This window comes from Stenotrophomonas geniculata, assembly GCF_034508895.1.
GTDB classification, from domain to species: domain Bacteria; phylum Pseudomonadota; class Gammaproteobacteria; order Xanthomonadales; family Xanthomonadaceae; genus Stenotrophomonas; species Stenotrophomonas geniculata.
Genome location: NZ_CP140571.1, coordinates 3,728,415 through 3,754,630, shown reverse-complemented (window position 1 = coordinate 3,754,630; position 26,216 = coordinate 3,728,415). Strand labels below are relative to the sequence as shown.

Below are 26,216 nucleotides of genomic sequence, written 5' to 3'. Positions count from 1 at the left end.
GCCACCATGCACAGCGAACTGCCCGGCTACGCCGAACTGCACTGCCTGTCGGCCTTCAGTTTCCAGCGTGGCGCCTCGATCGCCGAAGAACTGTTCGCGCGCGCCGCCGGCCAAGGCTATCGAGCGTTGGCGATCACCGACGAATGCTCGCTGGCCGGCATCGTACGCGCTTGGCAGGCGGCGAAGACGCATGGCGTGGCGCTGATTGTCGGCGCCGAATTCCAGGTCGAGGATGGGCCGAAACTGGCCCTGCTGTGCACCGACCAGGCCGCCTATACGGGGCTCTGCCAGTTGATCACCACCTGCCGGCGGCGGGCCGCCAAGGGCGAGTACCGCTGCCTGCGCGAGGACCTTCTCGGCCTGCCCGTCGGCCTGCTGTGCCTGTGGCTGGACCGGCAACCGGCCGCCACCGACCTGGAACTGCTGCGCGCCGGCTTCGATGATCGGCTGTGGCTGGCGGTGGAGCTGCACCACGAACACGACGATGCACGCCGCCTGCAGCAGCTGCAGTCCTTCGGCGAACGCCATTGCCTGCCGCTGGTGGCCAGTGGTGATGTGCACATGCATGTACGCCGCCGCCGCGCCCTGCAGGACACGCTGACCGCGATCCGCCACCGTTGCAGCGTGGCCGAAGCTGGATGGCGCCTGTTCCCCAATGGCGAGCGCCACCTGCGCCCACGCACCGCGCTGGCCCAGCTGTACCCGCCTGAGCTGCTGGCCGAGACCCTGCGCATCGCCGAGCGCTGCCACTTCACCCTGGAACAGCTGCAGTACACCTATCCGCGTGAGCTGGTGCCCGAAGGGCATGATCCGGACAGCTGGCTGCGCGTGCTGGTCGAGCGTGGCATCCCGTGGCGCTGGAAGAACGGCATCCAGCCGGCACAGCGCGAGCAGATCGAACACGAACTTGCGTTGATCAAGCAGAAGAACTACGCCTCCTACTTCCTCACCGTGCAGGACATCGTGCGCTTCGCCCGCAGCCAGGACATCCTCTGCCAGGGGCGCGGCTCGGCGGCCAACTCGGCGGTGTGCTTCGTGCTGGGCGTGACCGAGATCGACCCGGCGCGCAGCAACCTGCTGTTCGAGCGCTTCATCTCCGCCGAGCGCGACGAGCCACCGGATATCGACATCGATTTCGAGCACGAGCGCCGCGAAGAAGTGCTGCAGTACGTGTTCAAGCGCTATGGCCGCGAACGCGCCGCCTTGACTGCGGTGGCGATCAGTTACCGTGGCCGCAGCGCGATCCGCGACGTGGCCCGTGCACTCGGCCTGCCGATGGACCAGGTCAACGAACTCGGCGCGGCGATGGACCACTGGGGCGGCCACGTACCACTGCCGGAGACCCTGCGCGAGCGCGGCTTTGATCCGGAAACACCGCTGATGCGGCGGCTGCTGGCACTGACCACCGAGCTGATCGATTTCCCGCGCCACCTGTCGCAGCACCCGGGCGGCTTCGTGATTTCAGAGCACCCGCTGTCGACGCTGGTACCGGTGGAAAACGCGGCGATGGCCGACCGCACCGTCGTCCAGTGGGACAAGGACGATCTGGATGCCACCGGCCTGATGAAGGTCGACTGCCTGGCGCTGGGCATGCTCACCGCCATCCGTAAATGCCTGGCGATGCTGCAGCAGCACGGCCTGCACAGTGGACGCATGGATGCGATCCCTGCCAAGGATACGAAGACCTACGACATGATCTGCGCCGCCGACACCATCGGCGTGTTCCAGATCGAATCGCGTGCGCAGATGGCGATGCTGCCACGCCTGCAGCCGCGCTGCTTCTACGATCTGGTGATCGAAGTGGCGATCGTGCGCCCCGGCCCGATCCAGGGTGACATGGTGCACCCCTATCTGGAACGGCGGAGGATCCTGCGCGAGCAAGGCCCGGAGGCACTGAACGATCCGGACAATCCGCTCTACCCACCGCAGCTGGAACGCGTGTTCGCGCGTACGCTGGGCGTGCCATTGTTCCAGGAACAGGTGATGCAGCTGGCAGTGGAAGCAGCAGGTTACACACCTGGCCAGGCCGATGCCCTGCGCCGCTCGATGGCGGCATGGAAGCGTCGTGGCGGCCTGGAACCGCATCGGGAGAAGTTGCTGGCCGGCATGTTGAAGAATGGCTTCAGCCGCGACTACGGCGAGCACCTGTTCGAGCAGATCAAGGGCTTCGGTGATTACGGTTTCCCGGAAAGCCATGCTGCCAGCTTCGCCCTGCTGACCTATAACAGCTGCTGGCTGAAGTGCCATCATCCCGCCGCGTTCACCGCCAGCCTGATCAACAGCCAGCCGCTGGGGTTCTACAGCCCCGACCAGCTGCTGCAGGATGCACGCCGCCATGGCATCGGCGTGCTGCCGGTGGACGTGCGCCACAGCGACTGGGACTGCACGCTGGATTTCAGCAAGGGACCGGCGGCGATCCGGCTCGGCCTGCGCCTGATCGATGGCTGCAACGAACCCGTCGTGCAGGCCATCATGCGCGAACGTGCGCAGCGCCCGTTCGACGATGTGGGCGACCTGTGCCAGCGCACCGCACTGGACCGCCGCCAGCAGGGCCTGCTGGCCGATGCCGGTGCACTGCGTGGGCTCAGTGGCCATCGCCATCGTGCACGCTGGGATATCTCCGGCGTGGAAAACCGGCTGCCACTGTTCGACCAGGCCCGCGCCACTGCCGAAGCCCGCGTGCCGTTGCCCCTGCCCAGCGCCTGGGAGGACATGCAGGCCGATTATCGCAGCACCGGCACCACACTTGGCCGCCACCCGATCTCGTTCCTGCGCGCGCAGCTGCGCAGCCGTGGCTGTCTGGACGCTGCACAACTGGCCGGGCATGGCCATGGCCGTCGCGTGCGCATCGCCGGCCTGGTACGCATGCGCCAGCGCCCGCAGACCGCCAGCGGCGTCACCTTCCTCACGCTCGAAGATGAGACCGGCATGGTCAACGCCGTGGTCTGGCGACACCTGGCCGATCGCCAGCACCGGGTGCTGGTCGATACCCAGCTGATGCAGATCGATGGCCGCCTGGAACGCGTCGATGGCGTGCAGCACGTCATCGTGCAGCGCATGCACTGCCTGGATGAACTGCTGCAGGGACTGCGCAGCCACAGCCGCGATTTCCACTGACGATACACAACGTCACACAACGAACTGGCCATTGCCGGTCCGCATCCGCTATCGTCGGCACATCCAAGGAAGGACGACCCGATGCCCCGTGCGCTGCTGCTGACCACCCTGGTGGTCTCGACCCTCGCCCTGCTGGTTTCCGGCTGGACCGCCTGGAGCCTGCATCGCAGCCAATCACCACAGCGCATCATCGAGGCGCGCGGGCTGGTCATCCACGATGCAAGCGGCCAGCCGCGGGTGATCCTCGGCGCACCGGTTCCCGATCCGCTCAGCCAGGGCCGCACCCAGGGGCCGCGTGCCACCGCCCTGTCAGGCATGATCCTGCTCGGTCCCGATGGTTCCGAACGCGGCGGCTACGGCACCAGCGACCGCGGCGGCGAAGCCCTGCTGACCCTGGACGATGCCACCGGCACCACTGAAGTATTCAAGGTCGTCGCCAACCCGGACCGCGGCGCCAGCCTGATGGTCAAGCACCAGAACAACACCGGCGCCATGCTCACCTCCTGGCAGGGCAAGCCGGAGCTGATGTTCGTCGATGACAGCGGCCAGTCCTACTACGTGCGCCCCGGCGCCAACGCCGCGCCCTGATCTGCTTGTGTAGCGTCGAGCCATGCTCGACTGCTTCTATCAACAGCAGCCGAGCATGGCTCGGCTCTACAAAGGCGAAGCAACGTCGAGCATGGCTCGACGCTACAGAGCGAACACCGCCGCCAGGTCATCCGCCAGCTGCCGCAGCTGCGCTGCCCCCAGCGCAGCGCAGGTGATGCGCAAGCCATGCCCCGGCGCTGCCACCGAGAACACTTCGCCCGCGCGCACATGCCATCCACGCGAAGCCAGGGCCAGCACCTGCGGATGGCTGTCGGCCTGCAACGGCAGCCACAGGTTCAATCCTTCCATCGGCAACGGTGTCGGCAGGCCACGCGCATGCAGCAACTCCTGCAGCGAGCTCAGGCGCTGCTGGTAACGCTCACCTGCCGAAGCGATCTTCGCCCGCTGCGTTGCCGACGACAGCACCGAGGTCGCCGCATCCTGCAGCAGGTGACTGACCCAGCCGGTGCCGGACGCCAATCGCAGCCGCAGCCGCATCGCGGTCTCTTCATCGCAGGCCAGCCAGGCCAGCCGCAGGTCCGGGCCGAGCGGTTTGGACAACGAACGCAGCAGCGCCCAGCGCCGGCCATCCAGCGGCAGCACCGAGTGATAGGCCTGCTGCGAGAGCAGCGCGTAGTGATCGTCGATCAACACCGCCACCTGCGGGTAGGCCGCCAACAACTGCCGCAACGCCCGCGCCCGCTTCGCATCCAGGCTCGCCCCGGTCGGGTTGTGTGCCCGCGGGGTCAGCAACACCGCGCGTGCACCGGCCTCCAGTGCCTGCCGCAGCGAATCGACCTGCATGCCATGCGCGTCCACCGCCACCGGCAACGGCGCGTGGCCCACAGCGTTGAGCACGTTGAGGCTGCCGAGGAAGCACGGATCCTCCACCGCGATGCGATCCCCCGGCAGCAGCCACGCCGACAGCAGGCGTTCGATGCCATCGACCGCGCCATGGGTCAGTTCCAGCGCATAGCCCTCCGGGCAGTCCGCATCCAGCGAGGCGCGTGCCAGCGCCTCCAACCTCGGGTCGACCGTGCCCACGCCATACAGCCGTGGTGCGGCCGGGGCCAGGCGCAGGTTCGGCAGCAGGCGTGGATCCGGGTTGCCACCGGCCAGGTCCTGCAGGGCCAGCCCGGGCGTACTGCCTTCACGCGCCAGCGGCGGCGGCAGGCCACGCACCACCGTGCCGCGGCGGCCCGCCGTGCTGGCCAGGCCCGCCGCATCCAGGCGCTTGTAGGCAGCAGCCACGGTGTTGCGGTTCACTCCCAGCTGCTCGGCCAGTTCACGCACCGGCGGCAACACGCTGCCGGCCGGAAGGCGACCCTTGCCGATGCCGTCGCGGATGCTGTCGAAGATCGACTCGGCGCTATGCCCGGTGATTTTCATTTTGTCCTATGCCAAAATATCTCTTGTCCTGTGCCAGTGTATCCCACCCTGGCCACCCTGCATTGGAGGTGCCCGCATGCCCCTTGCCGCTGCCGACTGGCCCGTCGCCCAGTCCGTTGAACAGATCGCCGCCAACCTGGTCACGGTGCGCCAACGCATCGCCGATGCCTGCGCCCGTGTCGGCCGGGACCCGGCCAGCGTGCGCCTGCTGCCGGTCAGCAAGACCGTCGATGACGCCCGCATCCGCATGGCGGTAGCCGCAGGCTGCCACGAACTGGGCGAGAACAAGGTGCAGGAGGCGCAACGCAAGGCTGAAACGATGGCCGACCTGGGCGTGCACTGGTCGGTGATCGGCCATCTGCAGACCAACAAGGCGCGCTACGTGGCGCGCTTTGCCAGCGAGTTCCAGGCGCTGGACAGCCCGCGCGTAGCCGAGGCCCTGCAGCAGCGCCTGCAACTGGAAGACCGCACGCTGGATGTGTTCGTGCAGGTCAACACCTCGGCCGAACCGAGCAAGTACGGCCTGGAACCCGACGCGGTCGAGGCCTTCGTGCAGCAGCTTCCGGCCTTCGATCGCCTGCACGTGCGCGGCCTGATGACCCTGGCCATCTTCACCCCCGATGTCGAGCGCGTGCGCGCCTGCTTCGTGCGCCTGCGCGAACTGCGCGACCAGCTGCAACGCACCGCCCCACCCGGCCTCGACCTGTCGCAGCTGTCGATGGGCATGTCCGGTGATTTCGAAGTGGCCATCGAGGAAGGTGCCACCGTGGTCCGCGTCGGCCAGGCCATCTTCGGTGCCCGTGCCACCCCGGACAGTTTCTACTGGCCGAACAGCGGAGCACCGGCATGAAGCACGCGGTTGTCCTGCAACACGTTGCCTTTGAAGACCTCGGCACCCTGAAACCGTTGCTGCTGGCGCAGGGCTGGCAGCTGCACGTGCTGCAGGCCGGTGTCGATGTGCTCGATGGCGCCGAAACCGCCGATCTGCTGGTCGTGCTGGGCGGTCCCATCAGTGCCAATGACACAGGGACCTATCCCTTCGTCAACGACAGCATTGCCCTGCTGCAGCGCCGGCTGCAGCGGCAGCGGCCGACCCTGGGCATCTGCCTGGGTGCACAGCTGATGGCGCGGGCACTCGGTGCCAGTGTCGCTCCCAGTGGTGGCAAGGAAATCGGCTTTGCGCCACTGCTGCTGACCGATGAAGGCCAGCGTTCTCCGCTGCAGTCCCTGCAGGGCATTCCGGTACTGCATTGGCATGGTGAAGCGTTCGAACTTCCGGCCGGTGCACGCCGCCTGGCCAGCACGCCGGCCTGCCGTCACCAGGCATTCGCCATCGGCAGCCACGCACTGGCCCTGCAATGCCATCCGGAACTGGACGCCCGCCAGTTCGAGCGTTGGCTGATCGGCCACACGCTGGAGCTGGCCCAGGCCGGCATCGATCCCAACGACCTTCGCGCGCAGGCGCGTCGCTATGGCGCACCACTGGCTGCGGCCGCCACCGCGATGTTCGACCATTGGCTGCAGGACCTGCCGGAGACACCACAATGAACTACCGATTGCAGATCCACCGCGATGGCGCCCACTGGGGTCACTTCGACTGCAGCGGCCCCGATGCCCTGCAACGCATGGACGCCATCGCCGCACAGCTGCCTGCCGATCAGGGCTTCCAGCTGAAACGGCAGAAAGGGGTCAGCGAAGAGCGCATCCTGTCCAGCAATGCCGATGGCCTGCGCGTACTGGCTTCGCAGATCCAGTACCGCGACATCTGACCCGACGATGGTAGTGCCGGCCGCTGGTCGGCATCCGACGGGAGAACAGGTTTGCCGGCCAGCGGCCGGCACTACCCTGGCTGTTCGCCCGCGTGCGAAGCTTCACGGATGCTGACCCTGCAACGCGGCAACCACCACGGACTGCTCATCGCCCCGCGCTGGCCCTCCACCCGCATCCAACTGGAAGAAGAGGTACTGCAACGCCTGCTCGACGCGCAGGCAATGCTGCCTGCCGGGCTGCGCCTGCTGCTCACTCGTGGCTTCGAACCCAGCCACAGCCGTCTCGGTGGCTTCCGCCGCGTGGTGCGACGGCTCGGCATTGCGGTGTTCCGCACCTGCTACCCGCAGCGCCGCGATGAGATCGATGCCATCTTCGGTGCCAACGGCCACGACATCGATGGCCGTCACATCGATGTCTCACTGGTACTGCACGGCAAGCGGCTGCGGCTGCTGCCTCTGGGCGTGTTCACCCCACCGCGCTGGCAGGATCATCGCGTCGCCCATCATGCCGAAGCGGTCGCGCAGGTGAAGCGCAGCCTGCAGCATTGCGGCTTCGAGCTGCATCGCAACCCCACCGAAGCCCTGCAGATCCACTGCGACTACCGCCCGCGCTGACGCTGCGGTGGCCCATGTGTACTGCGCCTCATGCCATAGATGCAAATGATTCTCTTTTGCTGTAAGGTGCAGCCGCTGCCCTTGCCGCCGCGGGCTGTTCCCTTTCCCAGTTGTCGCCCGCCCCGTGTCCACGCCTGTCGAACCGACGGATGTCGCGCAGCTGTGCGCAGCCCATTACCGGCCGCTGCACGCCCATGTCCGCCGCAAACTCCCGCAACGCAGCGACGCTGATGACGTCGTCCAGGAAACCTGGCTGCGTGTCGTCAAAGTCGCCACCAGTGGCCTGCTGGGCAATGGCCGCGCCTATCTGTACCGCGTCGCCCACAACCTGATCGCCGATCACTACCGGCAACGCCAGCGCCGTCGCGAAGAGGTGCTGGATGACACGCAGTTGAATGCCATCGCCGATCCTGCGCCCCTGCCCGAGCAGCGACTGCTCGACGCCGAACAACTGCGCCACCTCGACGCGATCATCGCCGCGCTGCCGCCACGCTCGCGCCAGGTGTTCCTGCTGGCCCGTGTGGAACAGTTGGCGCTGGCCGAGATCGGGCGCCAGCTGGGGATCAGCCGGCAGACCGCGCACGGCCATCTGCTGCGCGCCCTGGTCGCATTGCAGCAGGTGCCGGGCGCATGAGCCAGGAGACCATTGCACGCGAAGCTGCACGCTGGTGGCTGGATGCGCACGACGGTGACCGCGATGAGAACGCGTTCGAGCAATGGTGCCGGGCCGATCCACGCCATGCGGCGCAGTACCTGCACCTGCAGGAGTTGTGGCAGGCCGGTGCGGCGACGCCCAGCCTGCAGCGGCAACAGCAGCGCAGGCAACGCCGTCGCCTGCGCGAAGCCGGCATTGCGGTTCTGTTGCTGTGCGCGCTGGGTCTCTACAGCCGCCATGCCTCGCCACCCGTGGCACAGGTACTGCGTACGGCCGCTGGCGAGATCCGCGAGGAAACTCTTCCGGATGGTTCGCATGTCCTGCTGTCACCTGGCAGCGAAGTGAAGGTGCGCATCGATGGGCAGCGCCGCCAGCTCCAGCTGCAGCGCGGCCAGGCCTGGTTCCAGGTCGCCGCCGATGCCGACCGGCCATTCCAGGTGCATACCCCACAGGGCACCGTCACTGCACTGGGGACCGCATTCGATCTTGCCGTGCAGGGCAACAGCAGTGTGGTCACCGTTACCGAGCATCGCGTGCGCGTGGACAGCGGCAACGTCAGCATGCTGGCCGACGACGGCGAGCAGCTGCGCTTCGATGGGCAGGCAACAGCCCATGCAACAACGGCTGCCCCCGGAACATTGGCCTGGCGCGAGCGGCGCCTGCACTGGGTCTCGGCCCCGCTGGCCGACGTCACGCAGGGCCTGGACCGCTGGCATGGCGGGCATACGTGGGTCGTCGGCGAGCAGCTGCGCCAGCAGCCGGTCACCCTGCTCGGCAGTGCCGACGGTGCAGCCAGCAATCGCGACCAGCTGGCCACGCAACTGCAGGTGCGCGTGCTGCGCCTCGGCGCGGGCATACAGGTGTGGCTGCCGCCACGCAGGGAGCAGCGTGATGGACCCTGACATCCGGCCTGCGACTGCGTCTACCCAGGATGACGACGTTCTGCGTCAGCCCCTGGAGCCCCCGATGCTGTGCCCCCGCCCCCTTGTCCTTGCCCTGTCGCTGGCCTGCACCAGCGCCCTTCCGCTGCTGCCCGGCAGTGCCCACGCACAGACCGCCACACGCACCTACGATCTGCCCGCCCAGCCGCTGGCGGCCGCGCTGGACGCCTACAGCCGGCTGACCGGTGTCGACCTGGTGATCGGCGCGGCGCTGCCTGCCGGTCATTCGGCCCCTGCTCTGCGCGGTGACTTCGACGATGCGCAGGCCCTGTCACGCCTGCTGGCAGGCAGCGGCCTGCGACCGCGCTTCGTCGATGCGCGCCGCGCCGCCCTGGAACCGGCGCCGGCTGAACGCATCGATGGCAGCCGTCGCACCGGCCCGCTGCGGGTGCAGGGCACTACCGCGCACGGCCAGGCACCGGGGGCCGGCGCCAGCCAGTATGTACCGGCCATCCGCGATGGCTTTGCGCCCTCGGTCGGCAGCGAACGCGTGGCGATGGCCGAACGCCAGGAAGGCAACAGCCTGCTGCGCTCGATGCCCGGCACCCACAGCTTCCATTCGCGCAGCCAGCCGGGCCTGCAGGTCAACATCCGCGGCATGACCGGTGCCGGCCGGGTCAACACCATGATCGACGGTGTCACCCAGACCTTCCGCAACAATGCCGGGCATGGTTCGGGCGGTCCGTTCGCCTATGTCGATCCCTTCCTGCTGGCCGGTGTGGACGTGCAGCGCGGTGCGGTCGCTGGCGGTGACGGCGCTGGTACGCTGGCCGGCAGTGCCAACTTCCGCACCCTGGATATCGACGATCTGCTGGGTGAGGGCCGTGACTGGGGCCTGCGCGCCGGCTATCGCCATGGCAACAACGGCTATGGCAGCGGCCGCACCTTCGCCGGTGCATGGCGCCACAGCGAAGAAGGTGGCGACCGTCAGTTCGGCCTGCTGGCCGCCGCCAGCAGCAGCCGCAGCAGCGAATACGCGACCGCGCGTGGGCAGAAGAACAACGCCGACCCCGGTAGCCAGCAGCCCAGCAGCTGGCTGCTGAAAGCACGCCTGCAGCCCAGCGACCAGCATCGGCTCGACCTGAGCCACATGCGTTACGAAAACGACTTCTACCACAACTACCCGTGGCAGATTTCCGCGCGCAACCAGCGCGCCAGCTACCACTACACGCCCTATTCGCCATGGATCGACCTGCGCGCGACCTTCGCGAGCAACAAGACCCGGCTGTTCTATCCGCCGGTGGAAGATTCAAGCTACATCGGCCGCCGCACCCACAGCAGCCTGAGCAGCTGGACCCTCGACAACACCAGTCGCTTCGACATCGGCGCACTGCAGGCGCGCTGGAACACCGGCATCAAGCACCAGTCGGACATCTATGTGGCCGATACGCCCATCCTGCGCGGTGCCAACCCGCAGGGTCGCAGCCAGCTGGACAGCGTGTTCAGCACGCTGGAACTGCAGTACGACATCTACGCGCTGACTGCCGGCCTGCGCCAGGACCGCTTCGGCATCCGTGGCCACATCCCGGTGTGCTCGGATGTACCCGGCCAATGCGCGGAGATCAATGGCGGCGACATCGACGTGCGGCGCAGCGAGCGCGCACTCAGCCCGAGCCTGGCGGTTTCACTGCAGGCCACTGACTGGCTGCAGCTGTTTGCCGAGGTCTCGCGCACATCACGGCCGCCGCGCGTGCAGGAGATGTTCTTCGAGAAGATCCCGCTGGAGGACGCCAGCGTCGCCGACGGCATCGGCGCCAATCCGTTCCTGCGCCGCGAGCGCTCGCGCAACCTGCAGTTCGGCGCCAACCTCAGCATCGACTCGCTGCTGGTCGACGGTGACCTGGCACAGCTGCGCATCACCCGCTTCGACAACCGCATCCGCGACTACATCAAGCCGCAGTACCTGCTGATCGTGCATCCGCCGGAAGTGGAACCGCTGGTGGTGCCGATCGACAGCGATCCGCAGCTCAATGCCTGGACCGATGTGCTGGATGCAGACGACTTCACCGCCACGACCCGCTGGATGAACCATCCCGGCGTCGTGCGCATGCGCGGCATCGAGCTGGAGGCGCATTACGCCAGCGAGCACTACCACGCCACGCTCAGCTGGACCCGCTCGCGCACCAGCGCACCGGCCATCGAGTTCGTCAACCTGGAAGACATCACCGCCCTGCCGGACCGCTATTGGACCCTGGACGTAGGCGGCCGCTGGTGGCAGCAGCGCGTGCAGGCCGGCCTGCGCGCTGCGTACTCCGGGCCCACCGAGGAGGGCTACGACTTCTTCCAGACCCGCAAGACCGGCGGCACCGGCGTGCTGCTGGACTTCTACGCGAGCTTCAAGCCCCAGGCCAACACCACGCTGTGGCTGAACATCGAAAACCTGCAGAACAAGGCCTATGACAACAATGCCTCGATCGACAGCATCTTCAGCCCGATCCTGGACCGCGGCAACGGCCGTGGCCGCACGGTCTCGATGGGCGTCAATGTGGCGTTCTAGCCGTCGCTGGCTGCCCGTATGCCTGCTCGCGCTGGCCGCGGTGGCTGGCGCGCAGCCGGTGCCCGGCACAGTGATCGACCTGGCCACTGGCCAGCACCTGGACGAAACCGCATTCGTGACACGCGCGGCGGACGCCCAGCGGCTGTTGCTGGGTGAACGCCATGATCTCGCCGGAGACCACGCCGCCCAGCGCTGGCTGCTGCAGGCCCTGCAGCGGCAGCGCCCGCAAGGTTCACTGGTGCTGGAAATGATCGCCAGCGAGCGCCAGCCACGCCTGCAGCGCGTGCAGCGCTGGCTGGCCAAGGGCAACCAGGCCGAAGGTGCACGCCTGCGGGAACTGCTGGACTGGGATACGCGCTGGCCGTGGGCCGCGTATGGCGGCCTGGTACGGGAGGCTGCCGATGCAGGCACGCCGTTGTTCGGCGGCAACCTGTCGCGTGCCGAGGTCAACGCGCTGCTGGCCTCGACCGAGGGCGTGCGATTCCCGGTGGCCGCTTCCCGCCAGCGCCTGTCGGCGGTGGTGCTTGCCCAGCACGCAGACGCGGCACCGATGCTGGAAGGGATGCTGGCCGTGCAACAGGCCCGCGATACGCGCATGGCGCGGGTGCTGCTCGATGCGCCCGCGCCAGCGCTGCTGGTAGCAGGTCGCTGGCATGTACTGCGCGGTACCGGGGTACCGGGGTACCTGTCACCGGATACGCCTGCGCTGGTGATCGCATTGGCTTCACCGGGTGAAACCGTCGTTGCAGCTGATGCCGATCTGCTGTGGGTGCTGGACGATGAGTGAGCGTGGCCAACACTGGCAGGCGATCGCGATCACCGTCGTCCTGCATCTGCTGCCACTGCTGCTGTTGGTGCACTGGGTCGCGATGCCGCCGATGCTGCCGCCGCCGGAGCAGGACGTGCGCATCAGCCTGCGCCTGCTGGCACCGGCCACGCCGCCGCAACCGGTGGAGGAACGCCAGGCCGAGACCCCCAGCCAGGCGCAGCAGGCCCGCGCCTCGCAGCCCACGAAGTCGCCGCCGCCACCCAAGCCTACGGCGGCGCGCGAGGGAGAGCTGGCCGCCAGCGAAACGGGTGGGACGGGCCGCCAGCCACTGCCAGTCGCCCCGCCTGCGGCCGCGACCGATGCAAGTCCCGCACCGGCATCGATCACGGCCGCGCCGCCTGCTCCAGACGCGCCACCGGCAGACTTCCAGGCCGGCGCCGCCAGCGACCAGTGGGAAGCCCGCCTGATGGCGCGGCTGGAGCGTTACCGCTACTACCCTGCCGCCGCGCGCTCGCGCCGGCAGCAGGGCACTGCGTGGGTCAGGGCCAGCATCGACCGCGAAGGTCGCCTGCTGGCGCTGCGGCTGGAGCAGTCCAGTGGCCAGCCGATGCTCGATGACGCCGCGCTGCAGACCTTCCGTCGCGCGCAGCCGCTGCCGCCCATTCCCGATGAACTGAAGGCACCGCAGGAGCTGGTGGTGCCGGTGGAGTACTACCTGCGCTAGGCGGCATAAGCCTCCGCCTCGATCTCGAACAGCATGCCGTCCAGCGCCAGCCGCGGCACCGGGATCAGCGTGCAGGTGGGCGCGGCGCGGTTCGGCCAGCGCCGCCGCACCTGATGGGCGATGATGCCCAGCCGGTCTTCGTCGTGGTCCACCACCAGGATGCGCAACCGCGCCACATCAGCCAGGCTTGCCTGCGCCGAGCGCAGCGCGGTCTGCAGGTTGTCCAGCGCCTGCCCGACCTGGTCTTCGAAACTGGGCGAGAGACGGCCCTGGGCATCTTCACCGCCCTGCCCGGCGACATGGATCACCCGTGCCGGCAGGCGCACCACCGCCACGTGGGAGTAGCCGTTCGCGGAAGGGTCGTAGAGGCCGGGAGGATTGAACAGCTCTAGCAGGCCATGGCTGAGGTCCGGTGTGGTCAGCAGGTTCATGCCGCGCGCCTCGTGGGGGTTGCAGGCAGTCTGTGACCTCAACCCAGGTTGAGGTCAAACGGATCCGGTGCAACAGACCGGTCTGCCACGCGCAACGATCACGCCGACGTGTAGAGCCGAGCCCGTACTCGGCTGCGCTGCGCGAATGGCAGCCGAGCATGGGCTCGGCTCTACCGTTCCCCGCTCACGTCCACGCCGGGTCTGCCGTGAAATCGATGGTCAGCCAGAACGTGCTGCCGCGCGCATCCAGCCGCACCGCGATCTCATCGCGCATCGCATCAACCTCGCCCACCGACCCCAGCGGCGTACCCGGGTCGGCCAGCACATGGATCTCGATGAAGCGCATCCGCCCCATCTTCGCCACGTGACTGGTAAAACCGGCATAACCGCGCTCGGCCACGAATGCCTGCATCACCTGCTGCACGCGCCGGTCCAGATCATCCGGCGCCACCTGCAGTACTTCACGCATGGCCTTCCACGCGCTGCGCGCCGGCACCGGCAGCACCGCCAGGCTGATCAACGCCAGCACGATCGAATCCAGGTACGGCACCCAGTGGTGCCATTCGCCCCCCTGCAGGGCCAGGGCCAGTACGAAGGCCAGTACCACCGCCAGGCTCATCAACCCACCCAGCAGCCAGCCACGCACGTCCAGCCACAACAGCGCCGAGCGCAGATGCCGCGCTCGTTGGGCGACAAACAGCGCCATCGCCAGGTTGCTGGCACTCAGCAGTGCCGCCCACCACAGCGCGGGCCCGAATTTCACTTCATGCCCGCCCGTGGTCAAGCCAATCACCGCGTTGGCCAGCGCATACACGCAGGCCAGCGACAGGATCACCCCACCGAGTGCCTCGACCATTGGCTCCAGGTGCCAGTAGCCGTACTGGAAGCGCGGGCTCTGCTCCCGCGCCACCAGCCGCAGTACCGACAGCGACACCAGGGTCAACGCAACGTCGACGAGGCTGTACACGCCGTCGAACAGGATGGCCTGCGATCCCACCAGCAGGCCACCGCCGAAGCCGACCGTGCTCACCGCCAGGGTGACCCCGATGGAGAACTTCAGGATGCGTTGCTCGCGCGCGGTATCCATCCTCCGCCGAACGACCGACCGTTGCCGGTCAGGCCTTCAGCACCTCCACCTTGTACGAAACCGCATCACCCTCCTGCTCGATGATCAGCCCGTGCACGTCCGACTCGAAGCCCGGGAAACGAGCGTTCTGTTCGCGGGCGATGCGCAGCGACTGGATGATCGGCTCGTCACTGTCGCCAAAGCGCTCGCCCGGCATGATGGTCGGAATGCCCGGCGGGTACGGCACCAGCATGGTCGCGGCGACGCGGCCACTGAGCTGCTCGATGTCGACCCGCTCGATCTCGCCCTTGACCAGGTGGTTGTAGGCATCGGCCGGGGTCATCACCGGGGTCGGCAGATCCACGTACATCTCGCGCATCACCTTGGCCACCGCAAATTCCTGGTTGAACGCATGCAGTGCATCGCACAGGTCACGCAGGCCCCAGCCGGCGTAGGCATTGGGATAGTCGGCCGCCAGCGTCGGCAGTGCCTGGCTCAGCGGCGCGTTGCGGTCATACAGCTCCTTGAACGCCATCAGCTCGGTGACCAGCGTGCTCCACTTGCCCTTGGTGATGCCCATCGAGAACAGGAACAGCACCGAGTACAGGTTGGTCTTCTCCACGGTAATGCCGCGACCCCACAGGAACTTGCTGAGCACCGCCGCCGGAATGCCCAGCTTGCCCATGCTGCCGTCCATCGCCAGGCCCGGGGTCAGCAGGGTCACCTTGATCGGGTCGATCAGCACGTAGTCATCGACCAGGTTCTCGAAGCCGTGCCAATGGGCATCCGGTTGCAGGTACCACTCCTCGCGTTTGGCCACCAGCGGCGCCGGCGTATCACCCTTGTCCAGGCTGCGCTCGACCTGGGTCGGCTGCCACACACTGAACCACCAGTCGTCGCGGCCCAGATCGTCACGGACGTGCAGCATCGCGCGGCGGAACGCGATCGCCTCGTCGTGCATCTCCTGCACCAGCGAACGGCCAGCCTCGCCTTCCATCATCTTCGAGGCCACGTCGCAGGCCGCGATCACCCCGTAGTGTGGGCTGGTCGAGGTGTGCATCATGAACGACTCGTTGAAGCGCTCGGCGTCCAGGTTGCGTTGCGCCGAGTTGCGCACGTGGATCATCGAGGCCTGCGAGAACGCCGCCAGCAGCTTGTGGGTTGAATGCGTGGTGAAGATGATCGCATCCTGCTCACGGGGCTTGCCTTTGGCCATGCCGTAGTGGTTCTCGTAGAACGGATGGAACGCGGCGTAGGCGTACCAGGCCTCATCGAAGTGCAGGAAATCGACCGCGCTGCCGATCTCATCAGCGATCTTCTCGGCGTTGTAGCACAGGCCGTCATAGGTCGAGTTGGTGACCACTGCGATGCGTGGCTTGGAACCGGCCTGGTAGGCCTGGCTGGCCAGCGGGTTGGCAGCAATGCGCTGCTGCAGCGACTCCGGCGTGAACTGGTCCAGGCTGATCGGGCCGATGATGCCGTGCGCGTTGCGGCTTGGGGTGAAGTACACCGGCACTGCACCGGTCATGATCAGCGCGTGCAGCAGCGACTTGTGGCAATTGCGATCGACGAACACCACGTCACCGCGCGCCACCGTGCCGTGCCAGACGATCTTGTTGGCGGTGGAGGTGCCATTGGTGACGAAGAAGGTATGGTCGGCGCCGAAGTTGCGTGCCGCTTCTTCCTCGGCATCCTTGATCGGGCCGGTATGGTCGAGCAGCGAGCCCAGCTCCGGCACCGAGATCGACAGATCGCTGCGCAGGGTGTTCTCGCCGTAGAACTGGTGGAATGCACGCCCCACCGGCGACTTGGTGAACGCCACGCCACCGGCATGGCCCGGCGTATGCCAGGAATAGTTCGACTCGGCCGCATGATGGATCAGCGCCTTGAAGAACGGCGGCAGCAGGTTCTTCATGTAGTCTTCGGCTGCGCGCATCACCTGCCGCGAGATGAAGCTCTTGGTGTCTTCGAACAGGAAGATGAAGCCGTGGATGTACTTGAGCAGCTTGCTCGGCACCTTCTCGATGGTGCGGCGCTCGCCGTACAGGAACACCGGCAGGTTGGCGCGGCGCGCACTCTGCTCACGCAGGAAGGCAGTCAGGCGCTGGAACTCGCCATCCACCTCTTCGCTGCCATCGATCGAAATCAGCACTGCCGAGGCCGCCACGTAGGTGCGGGCACCGGCGCGCGCATCATCCAGGTTCAGGCCGCACAGCACGCGCTGGTCGTTGCTGCGCAGTTCTTCCACCAGGGCGCGGATCAGGATGCCGCCGATGCGCGGCGACTCGTAGTCGTTGTCGATGACAATGACCGGATAGTCCAGGGACTTGAAGTACACGTTGATTCTCCTTGTCGAACTCAGGAACGCTGGGCGCCGGCGCTGATGGCCGATGCCTCGCGGGCGCGCTGCCGCTGCTGGCGGCGCTCCTCGCTGAAGAAGGGATAGAACACGGTGATGAACAGCACGAACAGGAAGGCGTACTGCACGATGGTTCCCGACGAGCCGTAGATCGCCCACAGGCAGTACACAACGGTCAGGCTGGTCAGGGTCCAGAACGCACCGGTATGGACCAGGGTGTGCGAACGCTCGACCACGAAGTAGCAGGCCACGCACGAGTAGATGTAGGGCAGCAGGGTCAGTACCACGGCGGCCGACGTGATGACGTCGAACTGTGCCGACGCGGTTTCCGAGGTGGAGGTGACCAGCACCGCCAGGGTCATCAGCACCGCTACGATCAGCACGCCCTTGACCGGCACGTCATTCTTGTTGGTCTTGCTGAAGATGCTCGGGAACAGCCCGTCGTCGGACGCCGCCTTGGCGCTCTGTGCGGTCAGCAGGATCCAGCCGCCCAGCGAACCCGCCGCGCCGATGAAGGCGCACAGGCTGACCAGCGCACCGCCCCAGCCACCGACGGCCTTGGCCGCAGCCAGAGCGAACGGGGCATCGGAGGTCTGCAGTTCGCCGTTGGGCACCATGCCCATGATCACCGAGGAACTGGCGATGTAGGCGATGGCAGCCAGGAACACACCGGCCAGGGTGGCACGGGCCACGTTCTTCTCCGGGTTTTCCACCACGCCGGCGGTGACCGAAGCGGATTCGACGCCGATGAAGGCCCACAGGGTCAATGCCGCAGCGCTGGAGATCGCGCCGAAGTTGGATTCACCGGACACGTTGTAGGCGCCCTTGAAGATGTCGGCATCGAAGAAGAACCAGCCGAAGATGGCGATGCCCAGGATCGGGACCAGCGCAAAGCTGGTGGTGACCGTCTGCACGCGGCTGACGAAGGCCGGGCCGATCACATTGGCGAAGCTCAGCGCCCACACCAGGATCAGCACCGCGATGCAGCGCACCAGCGGCTCGGACAGGATCGGGAAGAAGTAGCTGAAGTAGCCGACCGCCGCAATCGGGATGGCGACGTTGCCGATCCAGTTGGCGAACCAGTAGATGGTGTTGGTCTGGAAGCCCATGTAGGGCCCGAACCAGTCGCGCGCATAGGCGTATGGACCGCCCGCCTTGGGCGCCAGCTTGCCCAGCTTGGCGAACACGAACGCCAGCAGCAGCGCACCGGCGGTGGTGATCAGCCAGCCCCAGATCGAGGCGGTACCGATCTTGGCCAGGCTGGAGGGCAGCAGGAACACACCGGAGCCCATCATGTTGCCGGCGACGAGGAAGGTGGCTCCGACCACCCCGATTTTCTTTGCTTCTGCCATGACAATCTCCTGTACTGGCATGAGCCCGGTGCGGCCGGGCGTGGGGACGGTTGCGCTGGCGTAACGCCGCTGGCGCTTACTTGATGAAGTTGTATTGCAGGCTGCCCTGCACCCGGACCGTGTCGCCGCGCGCGCCGCCCTGCTGTTCCAGGCGCCCGTACAGCAGCTCCATGCCCATCGTCCACGACGGTGCCGGGCTCCAGATCAGGTTGAACACGCCGTAGCGGCTCTGACGGAATGCGTCGGCCGCCAGTGCAGCATTCCGCTCCAGGGTCAGCTGGCCGACGATCAGGTTCGAACGCCACAGCTCGGACCAGTAATGGGTGTAGCCAACGAAACCACCGTGCAGGTCCAGCGCATCAAGGCGGCCATCGGCACCGACCACCGCGTCCAGCCCGGAGCCGGTCAGGTCAGCGGTGTAACGGCTCAGGCCGCGCCCACCGAGGGCACCGAACAGCAGCAGGTCGCGCTCGCCCACCGACGCCGATCCGCTCAGCTGCAGGCCACCGGCCATGCGCCGGTCGCGCTCATCGTCACCGTCATACGCCAGGCTGCGTGCCACCGCGCCCAGTTGCAGGTGGCCCCAGTCGCGCTCCATGCGCGCCGTCACCGTCACATCCGGCAGCCGGTTCACCGCCGCGCGCTCATCGCTGGCACCGGCAAGTTCAGTCTTCGGATCTTCGGCGGCAACAGTCAGGGTGTTGCCCTTGCCCATCGCAAAGCTGTGGTGGATGCCGGCCACCAGCAGATAGCCCGCACCACCCGGACCGGCGAAATCCAGCGTGTCAGGCAAGCTGTCCGGATCCATGAAGCTGGAATAGCCGTAGCCCGCGTAGGTATTGCCGAGCTGGCCATAGGCGTGGCGCAGGCGGAATTCATAACCATCACTGCTGCCGAAGAAGTCGTTCTCCAGGTAGAAGCGCAGGTTCCCGTGCGAGGTCGGGCGCCGCGCCTCGAAACTGAAGCGGGTCTGCTTGGCATGGATGTTGAAATTGGACACGTCACGATGACGGCCGCCCACTGGCATCGACGAAGGAATGAACTGATCTTCGTCGCCGGCTGCGCGCGAATCGGCGATGGCATCGAGCTTGGCGTAGCCGCCAATGCGGATCACCGTATCGGTGCCGGGAATGGCGAAGAACCCCTTCAGATCCGGGTCGGTTGGGCCGGCCGCACTGTCCGGTCGCGATGCCGCGGTGGAAGGATCGGCCACCGATTCACGCTGCGGCAGCACCGGTTGTGCCACGCCCGGCACCTGGGTGGGATGCAGCAGATGGGTAGCGCCTGCAGGTGCGGTCGCAGGCGCAGGGATCTGCGCGACGGCAGGCGCAACCGCGCCATTACGCTGCTCAAGCCGATCCAGCCGCTGCTGCATGCCTTCCAGTACCTGACGCATGGCCGCGATCTCACGGCGCAGCGCCTGCGCGTCCTCCTTGTCATCAGCCTGTGCATATGCCGGCGTGATCGCCAATACGGTCAAGCAGGCCAGACTCAGTACCGCCACGCGCATTGCATCCTCCCTGGACGTCCATGTTCATCTCGCAGGCCGAACGCACGCATGCGCGGCTCCGGCCCCAAGTTGCAGTTGCTGGAAATGCGGATACTGCGTCGACGGCGGCGGCCAGCCTGCGCACTGCAGGCAACAGGACGATGACGCTGCCCTGCCCGCACCGATGTCGACTCCATCAAGGCCGCGCTGCCAAAGAGGTGGCGACCGCAGCGGTCTGGGTAACAAGCACGGAGTGAGAATGTCGTGAATGGCTGTGCCGGCCGACCCTGATCAGGGCGTGGCGAGCGCGGCATCCGTCGCGCAGTGACGCTGTATTCCATGCGTCACAGGCTAATCCGCCTGTCGTTTTTGGCCTTGATTGGAATCAAGGCGTGATGCTTGATGTCAGTCACGATTCAGACGTGACGATGAACCAACGTTGCGCGGGCCTGCAACCGGAAGGCCGGCCACAGAATGCAACAGGCCCGCATGCTGCCATGCGGGCCTGTGCAATGTTTCATGAAGCTGGCGCCACTCAGCGCGGGCCAAGCACCGTCTGCAGATCGGCACCCTGCGGCAGGCCCGCACGACGCTGTACCTGGCCCTGTGCGTCCTGGAACAGAATGCCCGGCGTGCCCTGGAAGCCCATTTCGATCATCAGTACCTGATTGGCATCGAGCTTGCCAGCAATTTCGCGGCTGATGTTCGGCAGCGCCTTGATGCCACCGCGATCAAAATCGTGCTCGTTCTGCAGCAGCGCTGCACTCGGGTCACGGGCTGCGAGGATGGCCGCCGCCTTGGCCGGGCTGTCCTCGCGGATGACGCCGACCATGATGTGACGCAGCTGCACCTTGCCCGCATCGACCCACGGCCGTGCCGCTTCCCAGAACTTGTGGCAGTAAGGGCAGTTGGCATCGCTGAAGGTATAGACCACGCGCGGCGCATCGGCCTTGCCGTCACGTACCCAGGCGCTGGATTCCAGTTTGGTCCACATCTTGGCCGACATCGGCGAGGCCACCAGCTTCTCAACGGCCTCAGCGGCTACATCGTTGCCCTCCGCATCGAACAGGCTGCCGACCAGTACATGCTTGCCATCAGCAGTGACATAGGCCGCTGCCGGCTGCTGGCCGCCGACCACGCCGGCGAAACCTCGCAGGCCACCGGGGGCATCGAATTCGGCGACGACCTCGAACCCATGCTTCTCGATGCCCTTCAGCACCGCAGGGCGATCGCCCTTGTTGGCAGCGGCTGTGGCGCTCGCTGCCGGTGCCGCGGCGGTCTTGCCCGGCGGCGTCTGTGCCTGGCTGCAGGCGGCCAATGCCAGCAGGACCGGCAGCAACAGCACCGCCGGGGCGGTGCGCAGGGAAGTCGACAACATGGGAACTCCGTAGTGAGATGCCCGCGCAGGCTACCGCAGCCGGCGCAGTTTGTGTTCAAGACCCGCTGCCGTCAGTTCGCCGAGGTGCAGTTCACGCAGGCGCCCTTCGGCGTCGAAGAACAGGGTCGAGGGATAGGCCTGCACACCCAGCACCGTGGATGCCGCAGCGTCATCGTCCAGCAATACGTTGCCCAGCAGGAGCCGTTCGCGCGCAACGAAACCCTGGACCTCCTCAAGGGTTTCACCCTGGTTGAGGAACACGAACTGCACGTCCGCATGTGCCTGCTGTGCCGCTGCCAAGACCGGCATCTCGCGCCTGCAGGGACCACACCAGCTGGCCCACAGGTTCAGCACCAGTGGCTTGCCACGAAACTGCTGGAGATCCACTCTGCCCCCTTGCAGATCAGCAACCTGCAATACCGGCAAGGGCATCCGCCGCTCCTGCCAGGCGGACAACAGCTGACTGCCGCCCGCCCAGAGCAGCACACCTGCCAACGCCGCGCCCAGCACCGGGGCGCGCAACGCCCGCCATGGGCGCAACCGCCACAGTCCCCATGCCAATCCCGCAACCAGGACAACCGCGAGGTGGTAGCCACCATCGCCAATCTGCAGAATGCTCCACGGCGCCTCGCGATACAGCGCGAAGTTCAAGGCCACGAAGCTGATGCGACCACACAGCAGGCCCACCAGCAGCATGTCCAGAACCATGCTGGGTGCGGAAGGCAGCGGCATGCCGTCCTTCCTGCGTGGCCACAGACGCGCCACGGCCATCGCCAGCACTACGCACACGAGAATCAATACCACCGGCATCGGCACCGGCCCAACGCTCGACATCAGACCACCTGTTCAATCGTCCACTGGCTGCATGGTCGAAGTGTCGCGCTCCGGTTGCAAGCCCGACGATGCTGCCCGCATCAGGCCGCGCTGCGCCCCAGTTGCATCACCGACGGCGATTGCAGCCCGCGCAGACTGCCCGCCACCGACGGCATCAAGGGCCGCTCGCGGCGCTTGCTGCTGACGTGACGCCGATAGTTCGCCGGCGTCATGCCAACGATGCGCAGGAACAACCGGCGAAACGCACTCTGATCGGCGTAGCCGACGCCCCAGGCCACCTCATCGATACCCGCTCCCTGCTGCAACAGGGTCTGCGCCTTGGCGATGCGCAGCCGTTGGCAGTACTCGATCGGCCGCAGGCCGGTGGCCTTGAGGAACCGCCGCTGCAGCGTGCGCGGCTCCAATCCGGAGACTTCGCAGATCGCGGCGAGGGTAGCGCCGCGTGCCGCCGTGGTGTGCAACCAGCGCTGTGCCTTCAATACATCACGATCGCCATGTGCGAAGTTGGCGCTGAAGCGTTCCAGATCCTGCTGGATCGTGGCGGGCACGGTGATGCCCAGCTGCTGCGCCACCGCACTGGCCACGCCCTGCCCATGCAGCCGGTACAACAGCCGCAGGCCCAGGAAGCGCCAGGCCTGGCCCCCGCCGACCGTCAGCAGGTCGCCGTCATCCACCAGCGCCCGCTCGCTCGGCACCCAGCTCGCGGCCTGCGCCTGCAGGCCTGGATGGCGCCCGAGATCGGGGCCACTGACCGTACGCCCGGCCAGCAATCCGGCCCGTGCCAGCACGCTGACGCCATCACTGGCGGCGGCCAGCAGGCTGCCACCGTCATAGTGCGCGCGCAGCCAGTCCAGCAGGACCTCATCCGCGCGCAGGCACGCGCCGGCACTGATCTGGCCGGGAACCGCAATCACAGCCGGGATGGCCGCATCGAGCATTTCCGCACCCGCAATACGGTGCACACCAGTCTGGCTGGCCGGCACGATCCAGCGGGTGACCAGCACCCGCTTGAACGGCCGGCGCTGCTGCTGGGCAAGGCGATTGGCAACGTGCGCCATTTCGGCCAGTACGGAGGCGGCAGACGGATCACCTCCCGGGTATTCAACCACCGCGATCTCGACGAATCCTTCGTTCCTGAATCCTTCCACAGACCACCTCCTCGGTTCGTTGCAGGCCATCGAACGGCCGGTTCAGGCGAAGGGTAGGAACTGGCCCATCGGCGGGGCTATGAAGAAAGTTGCAAAGTGCGCTGAATGCGCGCACCCGGGCCAAGCCTTGACTCTCGACCAGACTCCAGGCTTCACAATGGCCGGCAGCATCCGCAGGAATCCGCCATGAACATTGGACAACTGGCCCGCCAGGCGGGCGTGCCGATCGATACGGTGCGCTACTACGAACGACAGCAGCTGCTGCCGACCGCGGCCCGCTCGGCGGGTGGCTACCGCATCTTCGGCGAGCAGGATCTGCGCCGGCTGCGATTCATCCGCCGCGCCAAGGCGCTGGGCTTCAGCCTGGAAGAGATCGGCGAGCTGCTCGTACTGAGCGATCAGCACTCGCAGGACATGGGCAGCGTGCGCGACACCGCGCAGGCCCGCCTGCAGGACATCGCGCAACGGATGGCCGAGCTGCAGCGCATGCACACCGCACTTTCGCAGCTGGTCGACGCCTGCCCCGGTCACGGCACGCTGGACCAGTGCCCGATCCTGGCGGCACTGACCGACAACGTTGCACAGGCGAAAGGCGACTGACATCGGCTTCGCAACGCACGTGAAGAAAAGTGCAACAAATGCTTGCCAACCCCCTGGGGCAAGGCTATTATTTCGCTCCTCAGCGACGTGGGGCCATAGCTCAGCTGGGAGAGCGCCTGCATGGCATGCAGGAGGTCAGCGGTTCGATCCCGCTTGGCTCCACCAATCTTTCGGCATTAGGCCGTCGAAAGGTCGCTAAAGAACATTGATGAGAATTGCGTCCCCATCGTCTAGAGGCCTAGGACATCACCCTTTCACGGTGGCGACCGGGGTTCGAATCCCCGTGGGGACGCCACTCATCACGAACAACGAGGACCCGGCCGATAACCGGGTCTTTTTTGTTCACCGCCTACCAGCATTCAGGTAGTGGCGTTGCGGTTCCCCTGCCCTCGTGGCCGCGGTTGAACCGGAACGAAAAAAGCTCAAAAAAAGCTTCCACAAACGTGAACACACAGGTATGATAGGCGGCTCGGTAACACGGGGCCATAGCTCAGCTGGGAGAGCGCCTGCATGGCATGCAGGAGGTCAGCGGTTCGATCCCGCTTGGCTCCACCACTTTCGACATTAGGCCGTCGAAGGTTCTACAACTTGAAGTTTTCGTGCGTCCCCATCGTCTAGAGGCCTAGGACATCACCCTTTCACGGTGGCGACCGGGGTTCGAATCCCCGTGGGGACGCCAGTTTCAAAACGGACTCTGCTCCCGGCAGATCATCCGGAGTTTCATTGGGGCCATAGCTCAGCTGGGAGAGCGCCTGCATGGCATGCAGGAGGTCAGCGGTTCGATCCCGCTTGGCTCCACCACTTCGACATTAGGCCGTCGAAGGATCTACAACTTGAAGTTTTCGTGCGTCCCCATCGTCTAGAGGCCTAGGACATCACCCTTTCACGGTGGCGACCGGGGTTCGAATCCCCGTGGGGACGCCAATTCTTTAAAACCCCGGCTTCGGCCGGGGTTTTTCTTTGCCTGTGATTCCTGGGAAGGCCCGAGCCGCGCATGGCTGGCCTCAGCCTGGACACACCTCAGAACCGGCGATACATCCCGATCGATGCAGGTGCGGTAGGTGCGAAACCAAACTGCGCGTACAGCCGGTGCGCTTCACCATCTGCCAGAAGGCTGACGTATGCCGACGGCGGCAGGTTTGCCTGCATCCAGCCCTCCAGGCGACGCATCACTTCCTTGCCCAGGCCCTGCCCCTGCAGGCGCGGCAACACGGCGATATCGCAGACCTGCAGGTGGCAGCCCCCATCGCCGACGATGCGCCCCATCGCCACCAGCTCGTTGCCCTGGTAGGCGCACACGCCATACAGGGTATTGGGCAGCGCGCGTGCCGCCGCCTCCTGGCTCTTGGCACTGAGGCCCGCCAGCACACGCAGCTGGCAATAGTCTTCGACCGTGGGCACGGCGTCGCGGAACTGGCAGGCGACGGAATCATTCATGCGCTTTCTCCCTGTAGGTCGGGCTATCCTGCCTCATCCATGTCGCAACTGCTGCGACCCGCGCCTGCAGAGTTCCCATGTGCTATTCCGCCCTGATCCGCGCCGACTACGCCAAGCTGGTGCGCGAGTTCGGCGCCATCCTGTCGCTGGAAGAATTCGCGGAGCTGTACGCGCACGATCCCGGCAAGAAGCGCCCCAGAACTCCCAAGGCCATGGATGACGGCTTCGCCGGTGCGCGCACCGAGCAGGGCCGCGACATCGTCGCGAAAATCCAGCAATGGCATGCGCAGGAGCGCCAGGATCTGGAGGCGGAGCTGGCCCGCCAGCGCGAGCGACGCGATATCGCCAACGCCACGCTGGCGACCCGCCCCACCCAGAAGGCACGCAACGACCTGCGCGTGGCCGGCAACCGCATCGATCGTGCGCAGGCTCGGCTGGAAGACCTGCACCGGGTGCAGCTGCTGCCGCGCGACAACCGCATTTTCCCTGGCACCTACGCACCGGTCATGGTCAGCGAGGGCGGCAAACGCGTGATCAAGCCGATGCGCTACCAGTGCCGGCTGCCGGACAAGCCGGTGCGCAACGACATCCTCTATCCCGGCACCTACAACGCGAGGCGCGACAGCCTGGAAGGCTATTGGCGCGGTGCGTTCGGGCTGCGCCACGGCGTGGTGGTGGTGCAGGCGTTCTATGAGCACGTACCGCGTCACGCCACCGCCGGCCCTACGCCGGGTGCCGATGAGAAGGAGCAGGACGTGGTGCTGGAGTTCCGGCCTGATCCCCCGCGCGATCTGCTGCTGGCCTGCCTGTGGGCGGAATGGGAAGGACCGGAAGGTCGCCTGCTGTCATTTGCCACCATCACCGACACGCCTCCGCACGACGTCGCTGCTGCGGGCCACGACCGCGGCGTCGTTCCCATCCGCAGGGAACACCTCGATGCCTGGCTCAATCCCGATCCGGATGATCTGGCGCGCCAGTACCGCATCCTCGACGACCGCGAAGAGATCCGCTACGTGTACGAAGAAGCGGGCTGAATACCGCGCACAGATGAAAAACCC

At 66.5% G+C, this 26,216-nt stretch carries 23 protein-coding genes and 6 tRNA genes; 19 read left to right on the top strand and 10 right to left on the bottom strand.

Going from position 1 to position 26,216, the window contains the following annotated elements:
* Positions 1 to 6 precede the first annotated feature (6 nt).
* Entirely contained in the window at positions 7 to 3,117 is a 3,111-nt protein-coding gene (locus RI032_RS17355) for an error-prone DNA polymerase (RefSeq protein WP_053443226.1), read from the top strand.
* Positions 3,118 to 3,198: 81 nt separating this feature from the next.
* The gene (locus RI032_RS17350; RefSeq protein ID WP_010485017.1) at positions 3,199 to 3,705 is read left to right on the top strand and encodes a hypothetical protein; all 507 of its coding nucleotides are present in this window, start codon (positions 3,199 to 3,201) and stop codon (positions 3,703 to 3,705) included.
* 102 nt (positions 3,706 to 3,807) lie between these two features.
* Here the strand turns inward: RI032_RS17350 and ptsJ are convergent, their stop codons facing one another.
* Positions 3,808 to 5,094, bottom strand: coding sequence for a MocR-like B6 salvage transcription factor PtsJ (ptsJ, locus tag RI032_RS17345; RefSeq protein ID WP_322547379.1), 1,287 nt, complete (start codon positions 5,092 to 5,094; stop codon positions 3,808 to 3,810).
* A 76-nt stretch (positions 5,095 to 5,170) separates the two neighbouring features.
* Between ptsJ and RI032_RS17340 the strand changes: the two genes are divergently transcribed.
* The 9 genes from RI032_RS17340 (at position 5,171) to RI032_RS17300 (ending at position 13,064) form a co-directional block, all read left to right on the top strand.
* On the top strand, positions 5,171 to 5,944 hold the full coding sequence (locus RI032_RS17340) for a YggS family pyridoxal phosphate-dependent enzyme (protein WP_260362364.1): 774 nt from the start codon (positions 5,171 to 5,173) through the stop codon (positions 5,942 to 5,944).
* The gene (locus RI032_RS17335) at positions 5,941 to 6,642 is read left to right on the top strand and encodes a glutamine amidotransferase (RefSeq protein ID WP_019660234.1); all 702 of its coding nucleotides are present in this window, start codon (positions 5,941 to 5,943) and stop codon (positions 6,640 to 6,642) included. The genes RI032_RS17340 and RI032_RS17335 overlap by 4 nt, the downstream gene beginning before the upstream one ends.
* The gene (locus tag RI032_RS17330; RefSeq protein WP_010485009.1) at positions 6,639 to 6,863 is read left to right on the top strand and encodes a hypothetical protein; all 225 of its coding nucleotides are present in this window, start codon (positions 6,639 to 6,641) and stop codon (positions 6,861 to 6,863) included. Before RI032_RS17335 ends, RI032_RS17330 begins: the two co-directional genes overlap by 4 nt.
* A gap of 108 nt (positions 6,864 to 6,971) precedes the next feature.
* Positions 6,972 to 7,478, top strand: a complete 507-nt coding sequence (locus tag RI032_RS17325) for a hypothetical protein (protein ID WP_109813678.1) — start codon at positions 6,972 to 6,974, stop codon at positions 7,476 to 7,478.
* A 124-nt stretch (positions 7,479 to 7,602) separates the two neighbouring features.
* Positions 7,603 to 8,112, top strand: a complete 510-nt coding sequence (locus RI032_RS17320; protein ID WP_019336455.1) for an RNA polymerase sigma factor — start codon at positions 7,603 to 7,605, stop codon at positions 8,110 to 8,112.
* A complete protein-coding gene (locus tag RI032_RS17315) occupies positions 8,109 to 9,035 on the top strand; it encodes a FecR family protein (RefSeq protein WP_010485002.1) in 927 nt (308 codons plus the stop codon). The genes RI032_RS17320 and RI032_RS17315 overlap by 4 nt, the downstream gene beginning before the upstream one ends.
* Positions 9,036 to 9,099: 64 nt before the next feature.
* A complete protein-coding gene (locus tag RI032_RS17310) occupies positions 9,100 to 11,571 on the top strand; it encodes a TonB-dependent receptor domain-containing protein (RefSeq protein ID WP_197656354.1) in 2,472 nt (823 codons plus the stop codon).
* The gene (locus tag RI032_RS17305; protein WP_322547378.1) at positions 11,558 to 12,358 is read left to right on the top strand and encodes a ChaN family lipoprotein; all 801 of its coding nucleotides are present in this window, start codon (positions 11,558 to 11,560) and stop codon (positions 12,356 to 12,358) included. Before RI032_RS17310 ends, RI032_RS17305 begins: the two co-directional genes overlap by 14 nt.
* Positions 12,351 to 13,064: an energy transducer TonB family protein gene (locus tag RI032_RS17300; protein ID WP_010484995.1), complete on the top strand. Its 714-nt coding sequence runs from the start codon at positions 12,351 to 12,353 to the stop codon at positions 13,062 to 13,064. Before RI032_RS17305 ends, RI032_RS17300 begins: the two co-directional genes overlap by 8 nt.
* On the opposite strand, the gene RI032_RS17295 is transcribed toward RI032_RS17300, so the two are convergent.
* The 8 genes from RI032_RS17295 to RI032_RS17260 form a co-directional block, all read right to left on the bottom strand.
* Positions 13,061 to 13,495: a RidA family protein gene (locus RI032_RS17295; protein WP_010484993.1), complete on the bottom strand. Its 435-nt coding sequence runs from the start codon at positions 13,493 to 13,495 to the stop codon at positions 13,061 to 13,063. The genes RI032_RS17300 and RI032_RS17295 overlap by 4 nt on opposite strands.
* Positions 13,496 to 13,679: 184 nt before the next feature.
* A complete protein-coding gene (locus RI032_RS17290; protein WP_010484991.1) occupies positions 13,680 to 14,582 on the bottom strand; it encodes a cation diffusion facilitator family transporter in 903 nt (300 codons plus the stop codon).
* Positions 14,583 to 14,610: 28 nt separating this feature from the next.
* A complete protein-coding gene (locus RI032_RS17285; RefSeq protein ID WP_043402035.1) occupies positions 14,611 to 16,899 on the bottom strand; it encodes an Orn/Lys/Arg family decarboxylase in 2,289 nt (762 codons plus the stop codon).
* 20 nt (positions 16,900 to 16,919) lie between these two features.
* The gene (gene adiC, locus RI032_RS17280) at positions 16,920 to 18,272 is read right to left on the bottom strand and encodes an arginine/agmatine antiporter (protein WP_111117610.1); all 1,353 of its coding nucleotides are present in this window, start codon (positions 18,270 to 18,272) and stop codon (positions 16,920 to 16,922) included.
* A 76-nt stretch (positions 18,273 to 18,348) separates the two neighbouring features.
* Positions 18,349 to 19,782 carry a DcaP family trimeric outer membrane transporter gene (locus tag RI032_RS17275; protein WP_049454651.1) on the bottom strand — a complete coding sequence of 478 codons (1,434 nt, stop codon included), beginning with the start codon at positions 19,780 to 19,782 and terminating at the stop codon, positions 18,349 to 18,351.
* Between the two features lie 514 nt (positions 19,783 to 20,296).
* The gene (gene dsbG / locus RI032_RS17270; protein ID WP_010484982.1) at positions 20,297 to 21,139 is read right to left on the bottom strand and encodes a thiol:disulfide interchange protein DsbG; all 843 of its coding nucleotides are present in this window, start codon (positions 21,137 to 21,139) and stop codon (positions 20,297 to 20,299) included.
* 30 nt (positions 21,140 to 21,169) lie between these two features.
* A complete protein-coding gene (locus tag RI032_RS17265) occupies positions 21,170 to 21,973 on the bottom strand; it encodes a TlpA disulfide reductase family protein (RefSeq protein WP_322547377.1) in 804 nt (267 codons plus the stop codon).
* Positions 21,974 to 22,053: 80 nt separating this feature from the next.
* Positions 22,054 to 23,121 carry a GlxA family transcriptional regulator gene (locus tag RI032_RS17260; RefSeq protein ID WP_019336511.1) on the bottom strand — a complete coding sequence of 356 codons (1,068 nt, stop codon included), beginning with the start codon at positions 23,119 to 23,121 and terminating at the stop codon, positions 22,054 to 22,056.
* Between the two features lie 186 nt (positions 23,122 to 23,307).
* Here RI032_RS17260 and RI032_RS17255 point away from each other — a divergent pair, with 186 nt between their 5' ends.
* The 7 genes from RI032_RS17255 to RI032_RS17225 all read left to right on the top strand — a co-directional run bounded on the left by RI032_RS17255 (position 23,308) and on the right by RI032_RS17225 (position 24,645).
* Positions 23,308 to 23,721 carry a heavy metal-responsive transcriptional regulator gene (locus RI032_RS17255; RefSeq protein ID WP_010484978.1) on the top strand — a complete coding sequence of 138 codons (414 nt, stop codon included), beginning with the start codon at positions 23,308 to 23,310 and terminating at the stop codon, positions 23,719 to 23,721.
* Between the two features lie 89 nt (positions 23,722 to 23,810).
* Positions 23,811 to 23,886, top strand: a tRNA-Ala gene (locus RI032_RS17250).
* A gap of 54 nt (positions 23,887 to 23,940) precedes the next feature.
* Positions 23,941 to 24,016, top strand: a tRNA-Glu gene (locus RI032_RS17245).
* 184 nt (positions 24,017 to 24,200) lie between these two features.
* Positions 24,201 to 24,276: transfer RNA gene (locus RI032_RS17240), tRNA-Ala, on the top strand.
* A 48-nt stretch (positions 24,277 to 24,324) separates the two neighbouring features.
* Positions 24,325 to 24,400, top strand: a tRNA-Glu gene (locus tag RI032_RS17235).
* 46 nt (positions 24,401 to 24,446) lie between these two features.
* Positions 24,447 to 24,522, top strand: a tRNA-Ala gene (locus RI032_RS17230).
* A 47-nt stretch (positions 24,523 to 24,569) separates the two neighbouring features.
* Positions 24,570 to 24,645 (top strand) — tRNA-Glu (locus tag RI032_RS17225).
* A 96-nt stretch (positions 24,646 to 24,741) separates the two neighbouring features.
* On the opposite strand, the gene RI032_RS17220 is transcribed toward RI032_RS17225, so the two are convergent.
* The gene (locus RI032_RS17220) at positions 24,742 to 25,158 is read right to left on the bottom strand and encodes a GNAT family N-acetyltransferase (protein ID WP_010484960.1); all 417 of its coding nucleotides are present in this window, start codon (positions 25,156 to 25,158) and stop codon (positions 24,742 to 24,744) included.
* A 77-nt stretch (positions 25,159 to 25,235) separates the two neighbouring features.
* Between RI032_RS17220 and RI032_RS17215 the strand changes: the two genes are divergently transcribed.
* Positions 25,236 to 26,192, top strand: a complete 957-nt coding sequence (locus tag RI032_RS17215; protein ID WP_057504128.1) for an SOS response-associated peptidase family protein — start codon at positions 25,236 to 25,238, stop codon at positions 26,190 to 26,192.
* Positions 26,193 to 26,216 lie beyond the last annotated feature (24 nt).